Genomic DNA, 18559 nt, shown 5'->3' on the forward strand with positions numbered 1-18559 from the left:
TAAAAGCCGTTTAGTAAAGAAAAAATACTAGACGGTTTTTTTGTATCTTCTTCGCCTTTTATTTTTTACATAGTATACTGAAACAAACGGAGGTGTCTTTATATGACCATCATTGCAAACTATATTCGCCAGCAACCCCAACATCAAACACAGTTAACAGAAATCTACCAAGCAATTTTAGCGGTTGTTCCTCAGGAGACTACTGAAAAAATCGCTTATGGAATGCCGACCTTTTACTTAAATGGCAATTTAGTGCATTTTGCGGCGGCCAAGCAACATTTAGGTTTCTATCCTACGCCATCAGCCATCCAACGTTTCAGCAAAGAATTACGCCCTTTTAAAACCTCGAAAGGTGCCATTCAATTTCCCTACACGCAAGAGTTACCTCTTTCATTAATACAGGAAATAGTTAAATTCCGTGTACAAGAAAACATGAAGAGCGTGGGACAAAAATCACTTTGAATTTTTGTCCCACGCTCAAAAACTGATAAACGGCGGGAACAGAAGCAACTCCTTCGGAAATAAGCCGAAATTCTCCAAAAATTAAAGAACAATTTTCGGAAATTCCTTCTTATTTCTCGGAGTTAAACACTTCTGTCCCGACCTCTTCATGTTCTTAAAATTTTTTCCATCGCTTTTCCCTTGGCCAATTCGTCGATTAATTTATCTAGGTAACGGATTTTTTGCATTAAAGGATCTTCAATTTCTTCCACGCGATAGCCACAAATTACGCCTTTGATCAATTGGGCGTTTTCATTAAAATTGGGTGCTTCTTCAAAAAATGTTTCCATCGTTACTTTTTGAGCCAATTGTTGTTGCAAGCCTTTTTCATCATAACCAGTTAACCAATAAATAATTTCGTCAACCTCCACTTGCGTTCGATTTTTACGTTCTGCTTTTTGGATGTATAGCGGGTAAACACTGGCAAAGGTCATTGTATAGATTTTCGGTTTTGTCATTGGTTTTCCTACTTTCTGAAGTATTCTCTCTTCAGTCTACCACAGGCTTGCTGGAAAAAGAGGCTATTTTGTCTTAGTAATCAAATTGACGATAATAACGACGAATCTCTAATGGGTGACAATTTAATTTTTCTACATGCGCATCAATGCGTTGTGTTACCGCATGCATTAGGAGAAATGAAACAACTCGGCCACGATATTTTTCACTAATTCCTGGAAGTTCATACGCTTTCGAATCAATAATTGTATAATTGGCACAGATTTTCGGCAATAATTTTGCTACTCGTTCTGCCAACGGTCGCTGCTCGTCTTCTCCAATAAACAACGTTACTGGCGTAATTTCATCTACAATTTCTAGCGTTCCATGTAAGAACTCTGCTGCATGAATTGATTTTGAACGAAGCCAACTTTGCTCTTCCCAATAGCACATTGCATAAGAATAGACCGCTCCCCATTGGTTCCCTGCGCCAATAAAATAGTGAATGCTATCATGACGATGTTTTTCCGCAAAAGCTAAGCCAAACGCATCGGCACTTTTTTCGGCTTCAGCTAAACCTGTAGGCAAATATTCTTCCAATTCTTGGTAATAATTTTCGTAATCTGTAAATTCGTTGTTTTTTTGCATTAAACGATCAGCTACCATAAAGAACTTGATTTGCTCAGTTCCTGGAGCTGGATAAGTCACCACATAATCACATAAATCTGCTAAAAGACTGTCTTTTGCATCGATAAAACCAAATAACGTTGCGCCGACCTTTTTGATTTCTTGAACGGCTTGCACCACTTCTTGTGTTGTCCCAGTAACGGAAGACAAGATGACGAATGATTTTTCTGTTAAACGTTTATTGCCTGTTGTGTAATACTCAGCAGCATGTTGAACATAGATTGGTAAATTACTTTTTCCATTCGCATAAGTAACTGCTTGCATGGCTGAAGCATAAGTACCGCCGATTCCTAAATAATAGACCGCATCAAATCCTTTCGTCCAAACTTGATCAACAACTTTTTCAACATCTGAACGCAAGGCTAAGGCACCTCGTATGTCTTTGATTTGTTGTTCTTCATTAAATTTTAACATGGCTGATTTCCCTCTTTCTTGGCTATTTTACTTTTTAGGACACAATCAAAATCATCAAAAATCCGTTGAGATAAATCAATTCCTTTACTTGTAGCTACTTGATACGCCAAATATTGAAATGGAATAACTAACAATAAAGGACTAATTTTTTCTTCGACATCACTTGCTAAACCTAACGTATTTGATGCTCTCGTTGAACCCGTTGTAATTGTGTAACATTGGCCAACATAACTGGCTAGATAATTTTTCAAGGCTTGGCTACGTGCTTGAATAGGACTTTGATTCTCAATAAAAAACAAAAGATGTGTAGTATCCGCTTCAAGATAAGGCCCATGCATATAGGCTTCGACTTCAAATCCTTGGGAAGGTAAGCGAACTGTTTCTGTAAACTTCGTCTCAAACTCTTTCGCCGTACCAATATTGGGCCCATAACCAATTGCGATAAATCGTGTCCCCTCTGTTAATTCTTTTTTCGTTTTTTGCCAAAATTGTTCGGTTTTATAAATCACCGAATCGATTTCCTGAATTGCTTTGGCAAGTTTTGCTAATTCTTCTTCAACCTCTACTTTTGTTAATTGATGCTTTTGATAGCCCAGTTTCAAACCAAATAGAAATAAATTTAAAAGTGTTGCCGTATAGCCTTTTGTGACAAAACCAACTGTTTCAAGCCCCATTTTTAAATCCAGGACTTCATCCACAACCTCCGTAATCGGGCTGGTGACATCACTTGTCAAGGCCACTGTTTTTACAGACGTTTGGTTTTTAATTTTTGCAATGGCATCAATTGTTGAAGCACTTTTACCACTTTGCGAAACCGCTACGACCAGATCAAACCGATCATCCACTTTGCCATAATGAGCAAAATTGAACGGCTCTTGGATTTCTACATAAATAGGCGCCACTTCTTCAAGGTAAACTTTAGCCGCCTGACAAGCGTTATGTGACGAGCCAGTTGCTAAAATTAGACAGTGCGTGACCTTTGAAACGTCTGTATCAGTTAATTGAAATTGGTTAAGAATCTGAGTTAGGGCTGCTTGCTCCTCATTTATATAATCCAGCATCGTTTTCATATTTTGCCTCCTAAAATAGACCAATTAATGAGCCAAGAATTCCGACAATTGCCATGCCACCTAAAATCGCTAAAGGTTTTACTTCTTTTTTCAATAAATAAAAAACAAAACCAAAAGATACAAGCGGTAATAATTTAGGCATGATATCGTCAAAGATACTTTGAACCGTGACTGCATTTTTGCCACTTCCGCTGATTGTAATCGGGATAGTTAAATCAATCATGGAGGCGGTCATAGCACCTACCACCATCAAGCCAATTATTGAAGCGCCTAATGTGAGACTTTCCATCATGCCATTTGCTTGAATTTTTTTGAGAAAACCAGTTCCTAATTTGTAGCCCCAACGATTCAGTAAATAACGAACAATCACATGAGGAACGTTAAAAATGAGTAAAAATAGAATTGGCCCTAACACATTCCCTTGTAAAGCTAACGAAGTTCCAACACCTGTTGCAATCAAGCGTAAGGTTCCCCAGAAAAAGGAATCACCTAAACCAGCTAAAGGTCCCATTAACGAGGTTTTAATACTATCGATTGTTCCAACTTCAAAATTTTCGTCCAGAACATTTTCTTCTTCCATTGCAGCATTAATTCCTAAAATAAACGTCACGATATGCGGCGTGGTATTAAAGAAAGCAAGATGCCGTTTTAAAGCTGCCGCCATCTCTTCTTTTTGAGGATATAATTTCTTTAAAATAGGGATCATGGCATAGACATAAGCCATATTCATCTGACGTTCATAATTCCATGAAAATTCCATTTGAAATGAACGCCAAAAGACTTGATTAAGTTCTTTTTTTGTAATTAAGTTTTCTGTCTTAGTTTTAGAAGTCTTCGTCATCATCAATTACCTCCCCACTTGTTGTTTGTATTGTTTCATTCTTTCCTTTGGCATAATTCATGATATTCACAACAATTACTGCTGTAATGGCACCCAAAATTGCTACTCCTGTTACAGGTAACTTAAAGTAGGCCATTAAGACGAAGCCTAAAAAGAAATATGGCGCCACTTGTTTGTTAATCAGTAAGCGTGCAAGCATCGCAAATCCTAGCGCTGGAATAATCCCCGTTGCAACAGACAACCCATGTTGAATAAATTCAGGGATCAGATCAAGTAAGCCTTTAATGGTGTTGCTGCCCACGGCAAATGAAATAGTTACAATGAGCGCTAGCATGAACGATAAGCCAAAGCCTGCAAGTAAATGCATGCGCTCCACCCCTTTATATGCTCCTTCTTCAGCATACTGATCAGCTTTTTGACTCATGATTGGGATGAGCAAACCCAAATAAATATTTTTAAGAATCAACGTTAACGTTGCGATTGGCAAGCCTAAGACTAAGGCTGTTTCTGTTCCTGCGCCAGCAGTAATAGCAAACGCTGTACCAAGAATCCCACCAGTCACTACATCAGGTGGGATTGATGCGCCCACTGAAAAAGAACCGATGAAAGCTAACTCTAAGGTCGCGCCCATGATTACGCCCGTTTTGACATCACCTAATACAATTCCGACAAATAAACCGGTTACAATTGGTCTTGAAAGCAACGAGGTACCTAAAGCATATTCCGACTGCGCAATAAAAGCGATGCAACCTAAAAGAATCGCTTGTCCTATCATTTGTATTTCTCCTTTCTACAAGACATTTAATGCTGCTACTTTTTTGTCATTTGGGACTTGTCGAATTTCAACTTCACAACCATTTGCGACCAATTCTTTAACCATTTTTTCTTCATCCGGTGTGATATTAATTGCTTTAGAAATGTTTCGAGTATTTTCCCTTACTTTCATCCCTCCTAAGTTAATTTCTTTTATTTCTGGACAAGCAGTAGCCAATCGATAAGCATCCTCCACACTCTCAACTACAATAAAAAGTTTGTATTTTTCTGTAACACCACTTTTTAGTGCGGCAATCGCATCTTCAATCGTTTTAATGACCAGTTTTACTCCTGATGGTTTAGCTAGCTTAATGGTTGTTTTTCGAATATCATTTTTAGGTACGTCATCATTTGCGATTAAAATACAATCGGCGCCTAAGCCTTGGGTCCATGAAAAAGCCACTTGACCATGTAACAAGCGATGATCGACTCTTAACAATTTAATCATTTCATTTCCTCCTAAAATTCTTCTTCTAAAATTTCTTTACTAGATAACTCATTACAATAACAAAGACTTTCTTGTCCGTTTTCAACGGCACGTTTTACTAAATCAACTAATGAATCAACAGTATTTATTTGGGTATATATTTCAATTAACGTTGCTAAATTTAATCCTGAAATTAAATGCATTGCTTGTTTCCCCACATAATTAAAGAATTCGTTATTCACGCTTCCGCCAAATAGGTCTGTAATCACAATTAATTCATTTTGTTGATTGTTCTTTAAAATGTCTTTGACCGTCTTGGCTAAATCATAAGGTTGTTCCATATAAGCGCAAAGACATTCCACATTCTTTGTTTCACCACAAATTAAAGCTAATGATGTCTGAATCCCTGCAGCGAAATTACCATGTGTTGCCAGAATAATTTTACGTTCCATTTTCTTCACCTCACTTACTTCTTTATATAGCAAAAAGAGTGCCAAAAAAGTGGCACTCCCTCCTTTTTATTTTAAAAATCGCTTTCTGCGTTGTTAAACTCCGTTTTTCCAAACAACACATCATAGACATAAAAAAGCTCCGATTCAGGTATATTGACACTATAAACTTTTTCAATGACACTAAACGCCTCTTTTAACTCTTGCAAGACCGTTCTTTGACACTGCTTTAATTGTTCGGCGCCATTATAATTTTCAATAGGTTCATTCCGGATTAATCGTTCAATTAAACAACTGACATGGACATATACCGCCAATTTACGATCATTTTGAATCGTTTGTTGCCACCGCTCTTCTAATTGAATTAAAAAGACTTCTACTTGTCGAATAATTTTTTCTGTATCTAAAATCGTCACTGATTGAATGACCCGATCTAATGAAAAGTTACGAATCAACTCATGATTTACATAGGACAGCATATCTTTAGTTAATTCTCTCTTTGTCCATTCTAAAAGGCTCGTAATTCCTTTTCCTGCAATCAACTCTTCTAAAGAGATATACGGGAGGTCATTTGAAGACGGGTTGTTTGTACCGATGATGCCGACAATCTCATATTCTGGGAAACTTTCTTTGATCGACTCTGCATTACGTAATTGATTATATTCACAAGGAATAATCTTTAATTGTGCTTCCGCAGGTAAACTTTTTTCAAGTAAATCTCTAATTTTAACGGCTGTGCCAATTCCGGTACTACACGTTGTTAAAATGACACGTTCCGTTTTATTTTCAGGTAATATGATTTCCCATTCATTTGGATGAACCGTTAACGCTTTTTGGGGCAATTCTTCAAAAGAAACTTCGTCTTTAATGGCTTCTCCTATAGACAGAGCCAAGCTTGTTGTCACATTATTCATTAATAAAAAAGGACCTTCTTCTTCTGCCGGAAAATACTGATAAATTTCTTTCAATGAACCCATATCAAAAAGAATTACTAAACCATTCCTCGTTTCTTGACGTTCCATATAGTGAATTAAGTGTTCGGAAATTTTTTTGGGAGTAACATCTAACGGCATGTCAAACGATTGAAAAATTGGCACATTTAACAGCCGATTTGCAACATTCGCAATACTACTTGCTGTGGCATATCCGTGGGCAACAATCACTGCTTTCGGATAGTGACTTTCCTTTACTGAACCCGAATAGTGAAGATAAATGGTGACAATAATTCGATCCATCTGGGATAGTTCAATATCTAATGAACGTTTCACTAAAGTTAACAGTTGTTCAGCGTAGCCATAACTAGTTGCTAATTTAGTTTGAACTTCTGTTAAAAGTTCGTCAATGACTGTTGTAGGTTCTTTTTCTGGAAACCAATCAATACATCTTCGTTGAAACAGATAGGTGCTTAATGCATAGACTAAACTGCCATTAAACCGAATTTGATAAGACGATTCAATCGTTTCCAATAATTGACGGATATTTTGCGTAATAAACAATAACATTTCGTGATTTTTCTCTCGCTTCTTTTCAAATAATAAATCATCGAATAAGCGTTCAATTTCTTTCGAGATGTCGTTATTGGCAGTGGAAAGATGATGATGGTGAGAGACATAAAGACGAAGGATTCGTTCATAACTCTGGATAATTCTTCTTTGCGCAAGCTCTGTTTCCTCTAACAAACTAACCAGATTTGTTTGCCCATCTAAACGAATAGGCAATTCATTTTCATCAGGAGCTAGTCTGATCGATTGATCCAGAAATTCTTTCGGTAGATCGTGCAAAGTGATTGGAATAACATGTTTGTCAAGATTGACGGCAAAGCTGCGTGCAGTAATAATTTTTATATTATTTCTTAATTCACCTACATTGCCTACATAATGGTGGTTTTCTAAAAGTTGGATAACTTGTGGCGTGATAGTAACTGCTTTTTGAATAGCTTGCTGTTCCTCATAAAATGCTCGCATAATTAATTGTTTTCTTTCCGCTTGAGTGCGTTCAGCAAGACTTGGGATTTTAATTTGAATAGGAATTCGTCTTAAAAATGTCGTTAAAAAGGTGCTAGAAATTTCTTCAGTTGTGGCAAAGCACAACCGACACGTAACAGGAATGGGCCGATTGGTTTCACCCATCCGATAAATAATACCCTGATCTAAAAATGTAAACAACTTTTCCTGCCCTTCAGGACTCAAACGATGAACTTCATCTAAAAATAAAACGCCCCCTTCTGCACTTTGAAAGGCTCCAATTTTATCGGAATCTGCTCCCGTAAAAGCGCCTTTAAGATGCCCAAATAATTGACTAGTTAAAAGCTCTGGATTGTTGGCATATTGCGCACAATTAACTGTCACAAAAGGTGCTGAATCGTCAAGTAGTTCTTTTGAAAGACAAAACTGATAATATAAGGATGCTAAAAAACTTTTACCCGTACCACTTTCACCTGTAATTAAGACAGGCAAGCCACCGCCAGGATAAAGCGCTGCCATTTTTAATTGTTCGATGGTCTGGGCTAAACTACCGCGATAACCAATGACCGACTGAAAAAAATCACTTTTGCGATCAAAAACAGGCTGTTCATCGATCATTTCTTGGAAACTTTGATAAACAGTTCTTTTTAAAAGATAGTTTTGTTGTTGAAACGCTTCTTTATGAAAAAAGTAAACTGGTCGTGTATTGATCTTAACTAGAATCCCTTCTTCGTTTAACTGATTTAAATAGTGACTAGCTGTATTTCGTTTGATAGAAAATGTCGTTGCAATATTGCTTGCTGTGAAAATTTCACTGACTAAAGATGGTTCAAAAAAAGCTGTTTGATTGCGTAAATAATCAACAATTTGCATTTTTAACATAAAATCACCTCTCATTTATCATAACGTACCTAAAAAAAACGTCAATATTCAAAATTTCTTTTGTTATTTTTCTTTATATAAGGAGCCCATTTTTTATGTTATTTAATCACAGGAACCTGATTCTATCATTGCAGAATAGGCTTTCATTCAGTATACTGTAAATAGAGGAACAAGAAACGAATTGGATAATTAGGCACTGAAAGAACGCACCACCGTTCTGAATGTTTCGAAACACACAACAGGTTATCGAAATGGCCATTGGAGAAAAATTCCTTTTTCTCCGAGGTTAGCGATTGTGACATGTTGCAATCGTTTTTTGTCCTTAAAATGTTGAGAAAAAGAAAAAAGGCACTTTGCATGTCAGCACCACCTGACAAACAAAGCCCTTCATAGACAGCACAACCTATCTATTCCAGTTGCCTTTTTTGCTAGTTACACTAGCTAATTTTAGTGTACCCGATTTTCAGTGAAATTACTAGCATCTTTAAAATTTTTACTGAAACGATCAGCCTGTGCAATGAACTAGTTTTCTTCAGCGGCGGCAACCGCTGAGAAGCTTTTTCTCAAATTTTAAGTGAATAATGTATCATAAACTTTTTTGGCATATCCATCCGTCATATTACATACAAAGTCCACCGCCATTTTCAAACGATAATAGTCTTTTTCTGCTTCTGTAGCGTTCTTTGCTTCTCTTCTATACAACGCTTTCGCGCTTTCCGAAATATTATTAAAGATTCGCTCCTCATACTTATTCATGGAAACTTTTTCGTATTTTAGTACGACTGGAACAAATTCATCTAGTAAACGATTGATGATATTGAAGCCCAATACCTCTTGATCCAAAATTGTTTTTGTTTGAAAAACATAGGCTCTAGAAAAGTTTTTTAATGCCTGAAAGCATTTCACTTCATCACAATCTTCAATGATAATTTCATTATGATAGATACCTCTCATAATTAAGTCATAATGATTAGCAAAATTTTTCGCTACGCTTTGACAAACAGCTCTTTGTGTCTTTCTCAAAAATTCTTGTAAGGTAGCTTCTTCTGTTTTATCTTTTTCTAACATTAAAAATTTTTTTGTTCCTGTTTGCCCATCAACAAACTGCTTTAAATCTTGATAGCTGTATAAACCATAATTATAGGCATCTTCGATATCTGAAAAAGTATAGGCGATATCATCTGAGGCTTCTAGCAAAAAGACTAATGGGTGTCGCTTATTTTGTGTTCCTGTCGCAAATTTAATGGCGTTAAAGACTTGTTTTTCCGAGTAAAAATAGCCAACTTTTTTAGACAAAAGCTGTTGCTTATTTAATTGATCTGAAGATGCCGTATATTTGATAACTGTATCTAATGTCGTGGCGGTTAGTTTCATTCCTGCTTTAGAAGTCCCATTATCATGATGCAGTTTTGTTAAAAGTCGGATGGTTTGAGCGTTTCCTTCAAAGTTAAGAAAATCATTTTGTTGTTGCTCCGAAAAATCAGACCAACAAGCATACAAAGGACCATTTTTTTCAAACCAAATACGAATGGCTTCTTCCCCAAAATGTCCAAAAGGGGGATTGCCGATATCATGGATTAATGCAGCTGTTTCTAACAACCGATAGCATTCTGATAATTCCATAACCTCAATGTTTCGTTCGTTCAACTGTGAAATAACTAATCTAAGTATATCCCTGCTATGCATTGCCACTTCTAAGCTATGTGTTAAACGTGTTCTTACAAAATCATTACGTTCTAAAGGAAAAACTTGTGTTTTATCTTGTAAGCGTCTAAATGCATCACTTTTAATTACTCTACGATAGTCACTATCAAAAGATTTACGAAGTTCTGTGGCTAAATCAACTTGCTTATTTAACCAGTCATTTTGATATTGTTTGCCATTATCAGAAATGCGATATGTACCAACCAACTGACGCCAATTCATTTTCATTTATTACCTCCTCCAATTACTCTACCTTCTCTAAATAAGAGACGTAAATATTTTTACATTTACCAATATCACTGAATTCCCGATTGTTATACGCCTTATCCTTTTTCAATTTAAACCGCACTTTTTCGCCTTCTTGAAAAGTTCCCCACGTAAGAAAAAAGAATAGCCAATGGCTTTCATCCTCTGATAGCGTGTCTAACCCTAAGCTTTTAGGCTCAATTAAGCTAGGTAATTTGAAACAGTCATACACCCCTTTTGCTGTGCCATACACAGGACGATGAGTGCTAAGAGTCGTTTCAAAATATCCCTTTTCATCAGGTTTTAAATAACTTGCTTGCTGAATCAGTTGTGTCAGTTTATTTTGGAATGGCTGAATATTTTTCTCAACGTTTAGTTCAAAATCTGGCTCAGCTTGTACATCTGTGTCATGAGATAACTTTTTTAATAAGCAGTTGATTTCATTAGTACTTGTCTTGTCATTAAACGCAATCGCCAAACGCTCACTACTGATAACACCTTTCATATCTTTCATAGAAAAATTATTTAATGCAATTGGATAGTGTTTATCTGATAGCATCCAAGAAGCACCCATTTCGTTTAAACATGGAATACTCTTATAATAATGATCAGATAAAAAATACAGCATGACAGGTTGATTGGTTAGCTCCCTTTTAATCGTGTCAAAAATTAATTCTCCTGGCTGTACACCTGTTTCAATAGTGGAACTATAAAAAATATCCTGTGTTCGAAACCCAAACTTTTTCAATAATTGGATAAACGCATCCACATATTCTTGATCCTTTGAACTATGACTAATAAAAATCTTTTTCCCGTTGCTCAATACTCAACATCCTCCAAGTTAAATTTGTGTTTTCATTTTTTTGTGAAATTCTATACTATTTCTTTAAGCGTACAGCGTTATCTGAAATCAGTCAATACTAAAATTATAAAATAACAATTATTTTGTTTTATTAAATTTTTATATAATGTTGTTTTGTTAATGTTTTGTTATTTTTAAACAAGTGATTATAGAGCGATGTACGACTGAAGTTATTTCTAATCTATTTTTTTCAATATTTTTATAAATATAAAAAAACACGCCTTTCTTTGCAGAAAGGCGTGTTTTTACGTCCGAGTATAAGGAGAATTGGTTCATTAACCAATTGTCCCTTTAAGCGTTATTCATTAAATGAATTATTTGTTTTTTAAGTTGTAGAAAGATTTTAAGCCTTTGTATTCAGCTACATCGCCTAATTGATCTTCAATACGTAATAATTGGTTGTATTTAGCAATACGGTCAGTACGGCTTAATGAACCAGTTTTGATTTGGCCAGCGTTTGTTGCAACAGCGATATCAGAGATTGTTGAATCTTCTGTTTCACCAGAACGGTGAGATACAACTGCAGTGTAGCCAGCTTCTTTAGCCATTTCGATTGCTTCAAATGTTTCAGTTAAAGTACCGATTTGGTTAACTTTGATTAGGATTGAGTTAGCGATACCTTTTTCGATACCTTCAGCTAATTTAGTTGTGTTTGTTACGAATAAATCGTCACCAACTAATTGAACTTTGTCGCCTAATACTTCAGTTAATTTTTTGAATCCGTCCCAGTCGTTTTCGTCTAAGCCGTCTTCGATTGAAATGATTGGGTATTTAGAAACTAATTCTTCGTAGAACGCGATCATTTCTTCAGTTGTTTTTTCGCCTTCGCCTGAGTCAGCTAAAACGTAAACGCCTTTTTCTTTGTCGTAGAATTCTGAAGAAGCAGCATCCATAGCAAGAACAACGTCTTTACCAGGAACATAGCCAGCTTTTTCGATAGCTTCGATGATTACTTCGAAACCTTCTTCGTTTGAACCTAAGTTAGGAGCGAAACCACCTTCGTCACCTACTGAAGTAGCTAAGCCGCGGCCTTTTAAGATTGAAGCTAATGCGTGGAATACTTCTGCACCCATACGTAAAGCTTCTTTGAATGTAGGCGCACCTACAGGCATAATCATGAATTCTTGGAAGTCAATACTGTTGTCAGCATGTGATCCACCATTGATGATGTTCATCATTGGAGTTGGTAATACTTTTGTATTGAATCCGCCTAAGTAATGATATAAAGGCACTTCTAGGTAATCAGCAGCAGCACGAGCTACGGCGATAGACACACCAAGAATAGCGTTAGCACCTAATTTACCTTTGTTAGGAGTTCCATCTAAATCGATCATTGCTTTATCGATAGCCATTTGATCGCGTACATCGTAACCGATGATTGCTTCAGCAATGATGTTGTTTACGTTATCTACAGCTTTAGTAACACCTTTACCTAAGTAACGAGCTTTGTCGCCATCACGTAATTCAACTGCTTCGTATTCACCAGTTGAAGCTCCTGAAGGAACCATTCCACGGCCGAAAGCTCCGCTTTCAGTGTAAACTTCTACTTCGATTGTTGGGTTACCGCGTGAGTCTAAGACTTCGCGTGCGTAAATATCAGTAATAATTGACATGTTTTGTCTCTCCTTTGAGTTTGTATTTATACTAAGGGGATTCCCTCATGTATGATTGTAGTTAATTCTCGCAAACTATGCAAACATTTTTTTGCAAAAGTCATTGAGAAAACGTTACCGTTAGTGATTTCTTATTTTACAGCATCTAATAAAGCTAGGAATGAGTCTGCTTCTAAGCTTGCGCCGCCGACTAAAGCACCGTCAACGTTTTCTTTTGCCATATATTCAGCGATGTTTTCTGGTTTAACAGAACCACCGTATTGAATACGAACAGCTTCAGAAACTTCTTTGCCGTATAATTTTTCAACTGTTGAACGAACAACACCACAGATTTCATCTGCAATATTAGCATCTGCAGATTTACCAGTTCCGATTGCCCAGATTGGTTCGTAAGCGATAACCATTGAAGCAACTTGTTCGTTTGATAAACCAACTAAGCCGTTAGTGATTTGACCTTCGATCCATTCCGCTGTTTTACCAGCTTCATACGTTTCTAAAGTTTCACCACAACAGAAGATTGGTGTCATACCATTTGCAAAGATTGCTTTGGCTTTTTTATTGATATCTTCATCTGTTTCGTGGAAATATTCGCGACGTTCAGAGTGTCCGATAATCACATAGTTTACACCTAAATCTGCAATTGCAGCTGGTGAGTTTTCACCAGTGAAGGCACCAGCGTTTTCCCAGTAGCAGTTTTGTGCAGCTAATTTCACTTCAGAATCTTTTAGGTTCCAAGCTAAAGGAGCTAAGAATAATGCTGGAGATCCAATCACAGCGTCAACAACGTCGTTTGATGGAACAGCATTTTTTACTGCTTCTGCAAAGCTTTGTGCTTCGCTTAAAGTTTTGTTCATTTTCCAGTTACCAGCGATAATTGGTTTGCGCATGAAAAGCACATCCTTTTCTTTTTTTAAAAATATTGTCTTTTAAACTGATTATTTATCGTTAATAGAAGCTAAACCTGGTAAAGTTTTGCCTTCTAATAATTCTAAACTTGCTCCGCCACCTGTTGAGATGTGAGAGAATTTGTTTTCGTAGCCTAATTGAATTGCTGCAGCAGCAGAGTCCCCGCCACCGATAATTGTTGTTGCGTCTTCTAAATTAGCAATCGCTTCACAAACACCAATTGTTCCTTTGGCAAAGTTACTCATTTCAAATACGCCCATTGGTCCATTCCAAACAACTGTTTTCGCACCTTGTAATTCGTTAGCAAATAATTCAATTGTTTTTTCACCAATATCCAAGCCTTCTTCATCATCTGGGATTTCAGTTGAAGGAACCGTGTGGAAAGGAGCGTCATTGCTGAACTCTTTAGAGACAACTGTATCAACCGGTAAAACTAATTTGTCGCCAGCTTTTTCCATTAAGCTTTTCGCTAAGTCCACTTTATCTTCTTCAAGTAAAGATAAACCAACACTATAGCCTTGTGCTTTCATGAATGTGTAAGCCATACCGCCACCGATTAAAATTTTGTCGGCTTTTTCAATTAGGTTTTCAATGACAGCGATTTTGTCAGAAACTTTTGCGCCACCCAAGATTGCTACGAATGGACGTTTTGGATTTTCAACAGCTTCGCCGATGAATTTAATTTCTTTTTCCATTAAGAAACCAGCAACTGTTGGGATACCAGTTGAAGCAATTCCAACGTTTGAGGCATGTGCACGGTGTGCAGTACCAAAAGCATCATTGACAAATACATCGCCTAAAGAAGCCCAGTATTTACCCAATTCAGCGTCATTGCCGCTTTCTTTTTTGCCGTCAACATCTTCAAAACGAGTGTTTTCAAATACTAAAACGTCGCCATCTTTCATATTGTTAACAGCGTCTTCTAATTCTTTACCACGTGTTTCTGGAACAAAAGTAACTGTTTGACCTAGTAATTCGCTTAAACGTTCAGCCACTGGTTTTAATGATTTGCCAGCTTTGTCTTCTTCTTTTTTTACACGACCTAAATGAGAGAAAAGAATTGCTTTTCCGCCATTTTCAATCACGTATTTGATTGTTGGTAAAGCCGCTACGATACGATTATCGTTTGTGATCACGCCATCTTTTAACGGAACGTTAAAGTCAACACGGACAAGGACTTTTTTGTCTTTTAAATCTACATCTTTAATTGTCTTTTTAGCCATGAGTAGACCTCCTGTATTGTCAATTTTAGGATTTTTCTTTTTTAAAAAAAGAAAGCGGAGAAGCGCGTTGCTTCCCCGCTTATTATTTCACAATTGTTCAAATTTCACTAATGATAAGAATGAATCTTATAAGTTAGCGAAGTATTCTAAAGTACGAACTAATTGAGCAGTGTATGACATTTCGTTGTCATACCAAGCAACAGTTTTAACTAATTGTTTGTCGCCAACTGTCATAACTTTTGTTTGAGTTGCATCGAATAATGAACCGTAAGTCATACCTACGATATCAGAAGAAACGATTTCGTCTGTGTTATAACCATAAGATTCGTTAGCAGCTTTTTCCATTACTGCATTCACTTCATCAACAGTAACTTCTTTGTCTAATACAGTAACTAATTCAGTTAATGAACCAGTAGCTACAGGAACACGTTGAGCAGCGCCATCTAATTTACCGTTCAATTCTGGGATTACTAAGCCGATTGCTTTAGCAGCACCAGTTGAGTTAGGTACGATGTTTGCAGCAGCAGCGCGCGCACGACGGAAGTCGCCTTTAGGATGTGGTCCGTCTAATGTCATTTGGTCACCTGTGTAAGCGTGGATAGTTGTCATTAAACCTTCAACAACACCAAAGTTGTCATGTAAAGCTTTAGCCATTGGAGCTAAGCAGTTTGTAGTACAAGAAGCGCCTGAAATTACAGTTTCTTCTCCAGTTAATGTTTCATGGTTTGTGTTGTAAACGATTGTTGGTACATCGTTACCACCAGGAGCTGAAATAACTACACGTTTTGCACCAGCAGTTAAATGTTTTTCAGCAGCTTCTTTAGAAGTAAAGAAACCAGTACATTCTAAAACGATGTCTACGCCTAATTCGCCCCATGGTAATTCTTCAGGGTTACGGTTAGCTAAAACTTTGATTTCTTTGCCGTTAACGTTGAATGAACCTTCGTGAACTTCAACTGTACCGTTGAAACGGCCTTGAGTTGTGTCATATTTTAACAAGTGTGCTAACATTTTAGCATCTGTTAAGTCGTTGATTGCAACTACTTCGATTCCTTCTACATCTTGGATACGACGGAAAGCTAAGCGTCCGATACGTCCAAATCCATTAATACCTACTTTAACTGTCATTAAAGATTTCCTCCTTATGAAAATCAAAAATTTTTTATTTTAAAGGGTTACCCCTTTTAAAATCTCGTTTGCGGCAGCTTCATCTGTGATGAGCCACGTTTGTTTTGGTGCATTTTTCATATATGCGCGAATGGCTTTGGCTTTCGTTTTGCCGCCCGCAATTGCGACGACATAGGGAATTTCTTGTAAGTTTTTTAATTGAAGGCCAATTCGTGGAATTTTATAGACCACTTTTCCTTCTTCATCAAAGAAATAACCAAACGATTCTGCCACGGCATTTTTTTGTTTGAGCATAACCATTTCGTCGTCAGACATTTTTCGGCGTGCCGCCATGTGCAACGCTCGACCAATACTGTGCACCACACAGTTGGCATGACTAATTAACGTAAGAACTTCTTGAATCGAGGGTTCTTGTAATAAACTATTATACGTTTCACGACTCAATTGTTCTGGGACATATAACGCCCGGTAGTTACCACCCGTTTTGTTGGCCATTACAGCACTAATTGAATTGGCTTGGACAGAAACTGCTTCACCAATCCCTCCTCTGGCTGGAACAAACAAATTATGACGTTTTTCAGTTTCTAGTGATCCCATATTTTCGGCCACCATGGCCATTGTTGTCCCACCCATAACCGCAATTGTATTCTCACCATTTGGTAAGAGTAAATTCAGCGTATTGGTTAAGACATCTCCAAAGTCCGAAAGAACTTTCTTTTGGATATCACTATCTCCTGCAACAACGATACAACGTTGAATGCCAAAGTACTGTGTCATTTCTTTTTCGATTTGGTGCATACCAAGCAATTGATTCATGACTAATTCTAAGCCTTGGTAGACTTCCAAACCGCGTTCTGTTAATGTCATCCCGCTTTTTGAAGGTTCAATCAGGTTGAGTTGCTTTAAAACATCTGTTTCTGTACGCAAGACTCGCTCTGTAATTCCCATCGTTTCTGATAAACTTCTACGTCCAATAGGTTGCATCCAATAAATATTGCGAAGAATTTGGAATCTTTCTTGTAATACATCGAGCATATCTGGAGCAACTGCTTCAATCATTTTAAATTCTTTTAACATGATGCGCTCCTTTTGTGGGTCGAAATATGTCCAAGTAAGACTGAAAACGACCTATGAACTTTAAAAAAATAGAATTGATGTTCGTTTTTCCTACTATTTATTCATAACAGTATTAAAAGTACTTATCAATTACACACTTAGTGTACCAGTTTTTTTAGGTCTTTTCAATAAAAATGATTCTTTTTTCATCGTTTTCTTTCAAATCCAAACAAAGCATTCGTTTGTGAGAAACAATAGCGACTTATTTCCGAATAATCAGATCTAATTAAACCAAAAGCAAAGGAATTCACGAACGTCTTTCAATTAACTTCTTGTTTAAATGGGAATTTCAGGTCCTCACACAAAGCATTTTTTTACTTATTTTTCAAAAAAAGCAACGAAAGAATAGACACAGCCATTCTCTCGTTGCTTCATATCCTTTTATTTGTAATCTTCTTCGTAAAAACGTCCTAAAATTTTAACATTATCTGAGATGCTGACAAAGGCATTCGGATCACTTTCTTTCATGGCTGCTTCTAAACTTGGCAACTCAAAGCGTGTCACAATAGTTAGCAAAACAGTTTGGCGGTCGTGGCGATATGCCCCTTCCGCTTCATGAATAATTGTAATACCGCGGCGCATTTTCTTTTGAATCTCATCCACGACTCGATCTGGGTTTTTGGTGACAATCATAACTTGCATTTTCTTTTGCTTAGTATAAACGGCATCTGTGACCTTCCCACTTACAAAAATTGATAACGCACTGTAGAACATGTACTGCCAGCCAAATAAATAACCTGCAACGAAGACAATTAGTGCGTTAAAATAAATTGAAATCGAGCCAACGGAACGCCCCGTTTTTTTCCGAATGGTAATGCTTAGAATATCTAAGCCCCCAGAAGAAACCCCGTTTTTTAAGACAAAACCAATTCCTGATCCAGAAATCGCCCCACCAAAAATAGCACAGATAATTGGATCTTGGGTCATCACCGTTTGCGGAACAATATGCATAAATAATGAAGTTAAAGTCACGGTAATGAAAGTAAAAATTGTAAACTTCTTACCTATTTTTTTCCACGCAATAAAGAATAACGGCACATTTAAAAGATACAATGTAATGGAGACAGGCACATTAAAACCCACAATTTTTGTTGAGAGGGTTGTTAAAATTTGTGCCAAGCCTGTTAAGCCACTGGAATAAATATTTCCTGGTTGATAGAAAAAGTTCATGGCAATTGATGCAAGAATAGCATAGACAATCGACACGGAAAATTTTGTTGTATAGTCATGAACTGGCAGTCCGTCATAAATTTTTTTCATAAATAATAGCCTCGTTTC

The 18559-nt window shown here is 36.9% G+C and carries 18 protein-coding genes; 1 reads left to right on the plus strand and 17 read right to left on the minus strand.

Annotated features, from left to right (window positions below; translation table 11 throughout):
* Nucleotides 1-102: 102 nt before the first annotated feature.
* Complete coding sequence (locus IGI63_RS03805) at nucleotides 103-462, plus strand: iron chaperone (RefSeq protein ID WP_002364154.1); 360 nt, start codon at nucleotides 103-105, stop codon at nucleotides 460-462.
* Between the two features lie 146 nt (nucleotides 463-608).
* Here the strand turns inward: IGI63_RS03805 and IGI63_RS03810 are convergent, their stop codons facing one another.
* From IGI63_RS03810 to IGI63_RS03890, 17 genes are all read right to left on the minus strand, one after another.
* Nucleotides 609-959, minus strand: coding sequence for a DUF2200 domain-containing protein (locus IGI63_RS03810; RefSeq protein ID WP_231432769.1), 351 nt, complete (start codon nucleotides 957-959; stop codon nucleotides 609-611).
* Nucleotides 960-1032: 73 nt separating this feature from the next.
* On the minus strand, nucleotides 1033-2037 hold the full coding sequence (locus IGI63_RS03815) for an SIS domain-containing protein (protein WP_429975346.1): 1005 nt from the start codon (nucleotides 2035-2037) through the stop codon (nucleotides 1033-1035).
* Nucleotides 2031-3107 (minus strand): SIS domain-containing protein, encoded by a 1077-nt coding sequence (locus tag IGI63_RS03820; RefSeq protein WP_016618453.1) that lies wholly within the window; start codon nucleotides 3105-3107, stop codon nucleotides 2031-2033. Before IGI63_RS03820 ends, IGI63_RS03815 begins: the two co-directional genes overlap by 7 nt.
* A gap of 10 nt (nucleotides 3108-3117) precedes the next feature.
* Nucleotides 3118-3951: a PTS system mannose/fructose/sorbose family transporter subunit IID gene (locus IGI63_RS03825; protein WP_016626583.1), complete on the minus strand. Its 834-nt coding sequence runs from the start codon at nucleotides 3949-3951 to the stop codon at nucleotides 3118-3120.
* Nucleotides 3932-4723, minus strand: coding sequence for a PTS mannose/fructose/sorbose/N-acetylgalactosamine transporter subunit IIC (locus tag IGI63_RS03830; protein WP_002357107.1), 792 nt, complete (start codon nucleotides 4721-4723; stop codon nucleotides 3932-3934). The genes IGI63_RS03825 and IGI63_RS03830 overlap by 20 nt, the downstream gene beginning before the upstream one ends.
* Nucleotides 4724-4738: 15 nt before the next feature.
* The gene (locus IGI63_RS03835) at nucleotides 4739-5209 is read right to left on the minus strand and encodes a PTS sugar transporter subunit IIB (RefSeq protein ID WP_429975347.1); all 471 of its coding nucleotides are present in this window, start codon (nucleotides 5207-5209) and stop codon (nucleotides 4739-4741) included.
* A gap of 11 nt (nucleotides 5210-5220) precedes the next feature.
* The gene (locus tag IGI63_RS03840) at nucleotides 5221-5640 is read right to left on the minus strand and encodes a PTS sugar transporter subunit IIA (protein ID WP_002389037.1); all 420 of its coding nucleotides are present in this window, start codon (nucleotides 5638-5640) and stop codon (nucleotides 5221-5223) included.
* A gap of 71 nt (nucleotides 5641-5711) precedes the next feature.
* Nucleotides 5712-8483 (minus strand): sigma 54-interacting transcriptional regulator, encoded by a 2772-nt coding sequence (locus IGI63_RS03845; protein ID WP_429975348.1) that lies wholly within the window; start codon nucleotides 8481-8483, stop codon nucleotides 5712-5714.
* A 143-nt stretch (nucleotides 8484-8626) separates the two neighbouring features.
* Nucleotides 8627-8842: a hypothetical protein gene (locus IGI63_RS03850; protein ID WP_002357102.1), complete on the minus strand. Its 216-nt coding sequence runs from the start codon at nucleotides 8840-8842 to the stop codon at nucleotides 8627-8629.
* Nucleotides 8843-9053: 211 nt separating this feature from the next.
* Nucleotides 9054-10415: a deoxyguanosinetriphosphate triphosphohydrolase gene (locus IGI63_RS03855; protein ID WP_002371997.1), complete on the minus strand. Its 1362-nt coding sequence runs from the start codon at nucleotides 10413-10415 to the stop codon at nucleotides 9054-9056.
* 16 nt (nucleotides 10416-10431) lie between these two features.
* A complete protein-coding gene (locus tag IGI63_RS03860) occupies nucleotides 10432-11256 on the minus strand; it encodes a toll/interleukin-1 receptor domain-containing protein (RefSeq protein WP_429975350.1) in 825 nt (274 codons plus the stop codon).
* A 353-nt stretch (nucleotides 11257-11609) separates the two neighbouring features.
* On the minus strand, nucleotides 11610-12908 hold the full coding sequence (gene eno, locus IGI63_RS03865) for a phosphopyruvate hydratase (RefSeq protein WP_002357098.1): 1299 nt from the start codon (nucleotides 12906-12908) through the stop codon (nucleotides 11610-11612).
* Nucleotides 12909-13039: 131 nt separating this feature from the next.
* Nucleotides 13040-13795 carry a triose-phosphate isomerase gene (gene tpiA, locus IGI63_RS03870; RefSeq protein ID WP_002362045.1) on the minus strand — a complete coding sequence of 252 codons (756 nt, stop codon included), beginning with the start codon at nucleotides 13793-13795 and terminating at the stop codon, nucleotides 13040-13042.
* A 48-nt stretch (nucleotides 13796-13843) separates the two neighbouring features.
* The gene (locus tag IGI63_RS03875; protein WP_429975351.1) at nucleotides 13844-15037 is read right to left on the minus strand and encodes a phosphoglycerate kinase; all 1194 of its coding nucleotides are present in this window, start codon (nucleotides 15035-15037) and stop codon (nucleotides 13844-13846) included.
* Nucleotides 15038-15163: 126 nt separating this feature from the next.
* Nucleotides 15164-16165 (minus strand): type I glyceraldehyde-3-phosphate dehydrogenase, encoded by a 1002-nt coding sequence (gene gap, locus IGI63_RS03880; RefSeq protein ID WP_002357093.1) that lies wholly within the window; start codon nucleotides 16163-16165, stop codon nucleotides 15164-15166.
* Nucleotides 16166-16204: 39 nt separating this feature from the next.
* Entirely contained in the window at nucleotides 16205-17242 is a 1038-nt protein-coding gene (locus tag IGI63_RS03885; protein ID WP_002357092.1) for a sugar-binding transcriptional regulator, read from the minus strand.
* A 420-nt stretch (nucleotides 17243-17662) separates the two neighbouring features.
* On the minus strand, nucleotides 17663-18541 hold the full coding sequence (locus tag IGI63_RS03890; protein ID WP_002357090.1) for a YitT family protein: 879 nt from the start codon (nucleotides 18539-18541) through the stop codon (nucleotides 17663-17665).
* Nucleotides 18542-18559: the final 18 nt, after the last annotated feature.

This window comes from Enterococcus sp. DIV0086, from assembly GCF_050498705.1.
Classification (GTDB): domain Bacteria; phylum Bacillota; class Bacilli; order Lactobacillales; family Enterococcaceae; genus Enterococcus; species Enterococcus faecalis.

Bases quoted from the DNA above. Each gene is read 5' to 3' on its own strand.
- IGI63_RS03855 (WP_002371997.1), bottom strand. From the start codon at position 10,415: ATGAAAATGAATTGGCGTCAGTTGGTTGGTACATATCGCATTTCTGAT.
- IGI63_RS03845 (WP_429975348.1), bottom strand. From the start codon at position 8,483: ATGTTAAAAATGCAAATTGTTGATTATTTACGCAATCAAACAGCTTTT.
- IGI63_RS03850 (WP_002357102.1), bottom strand. From the start codon at position 8,842: ATGCAAAGTGCCTTTTTTCTTTTTCTCAACATTTTAAGGACAAAAAAC.
- IGI63_RS03825 (WP_016626583.1), bottom strand. From the start codon at position 3,951: ATGATGACGAAGACTTCTAAAACTAAGACAGAAAACTTAATTACAAAA.
- IGI63_RS03840 (WP_002389037.1), bottom strand. From the start codon at position 5,640: ATGGAACGTAAAATTATTCTGGCAACACATGGTAATTTCGCTGCAGGG.
- IGI63_RS03805 (WP_002364154.1), top strand. From the start codon at position 103: ATGACCATCATTGCAAACTATATTCGCCAGCAACCCCAACATCAAACA.
- IGI63_RS03890 (WP_002357090.1), bottom strand. From the start codon at position 18,541: ATGAAAAAAATTTATGACGGACTGCCAGTTCATGACTATACAACAAAA.
- IGI63_RS03815 (WP_429975346.1), bottom strand. From the start codon at position 2,037: ATGTTAAAATTTAATGAAGAACAACAAATCAAAGACATACGAGGTGCC.
- IGI63_RS03835 (WP_429975347.1), bottom strand. From the start codon at position 5,209: ATGATTAAATTGTTAAGAGTCGATCATCGCTTGTTACATGGTCAAGTG.
- IGI63_RS03810 (WP_231432769.1), bottom strand. From the start codon at position 959: ATGACAAAACCGAAAATCTATACAATGACCTTTGCCAGTGTTTACCCG.
- tpiA (WP_002362045.1), bottom strand. From the start codon at position 13,795: ATGCGCAAACCAATTATCGCTGGTAACTGGAAAATGAACAAAACTTTA.
- eno (WP_002357098.1), bottom strand. From the start codon at position 12,908: ATGTCAATTATTACTGATATTTACGCACGCGAAGTCTTAGACTCACGC.
- IGI63_RS03875 (WP_429975351.1), bottom strand. From the start codon at position 15,037: ATGGCTAAAAAGACAATTAAAGATGTAGATTTAAAAGACAAAAAAGTC.
- IGI63_RS03820 (WP_016618453.1), bottom strand. From the start codon at position 3,107: ATGAAAACGATGCTGGATTATATAAATGAGGAGCAAGCAGCCCTAACT.
- IGI63_RS03885 (WP_002357092.1), bottom strand. From the start codon at position 17,242: ATGTTAAAAGAATTTAAAATGATTGAAGCAGTTGCTCCAGATATGCTC.
- IGI63_RS03830 (WP_002357107.1), bottom strand. From the start codon at position 4,723: ATGATAGGACAAGCGATTCTTTTAGGTTGCATCGCTTTTATTGCGCAG.
- gap (WP_002357093.1), bottom strand. From the start codon at position 16,165: ATGACAGTTAAAGTAGGTATTAATGGATTTGGACGTATCGGACGCTTA.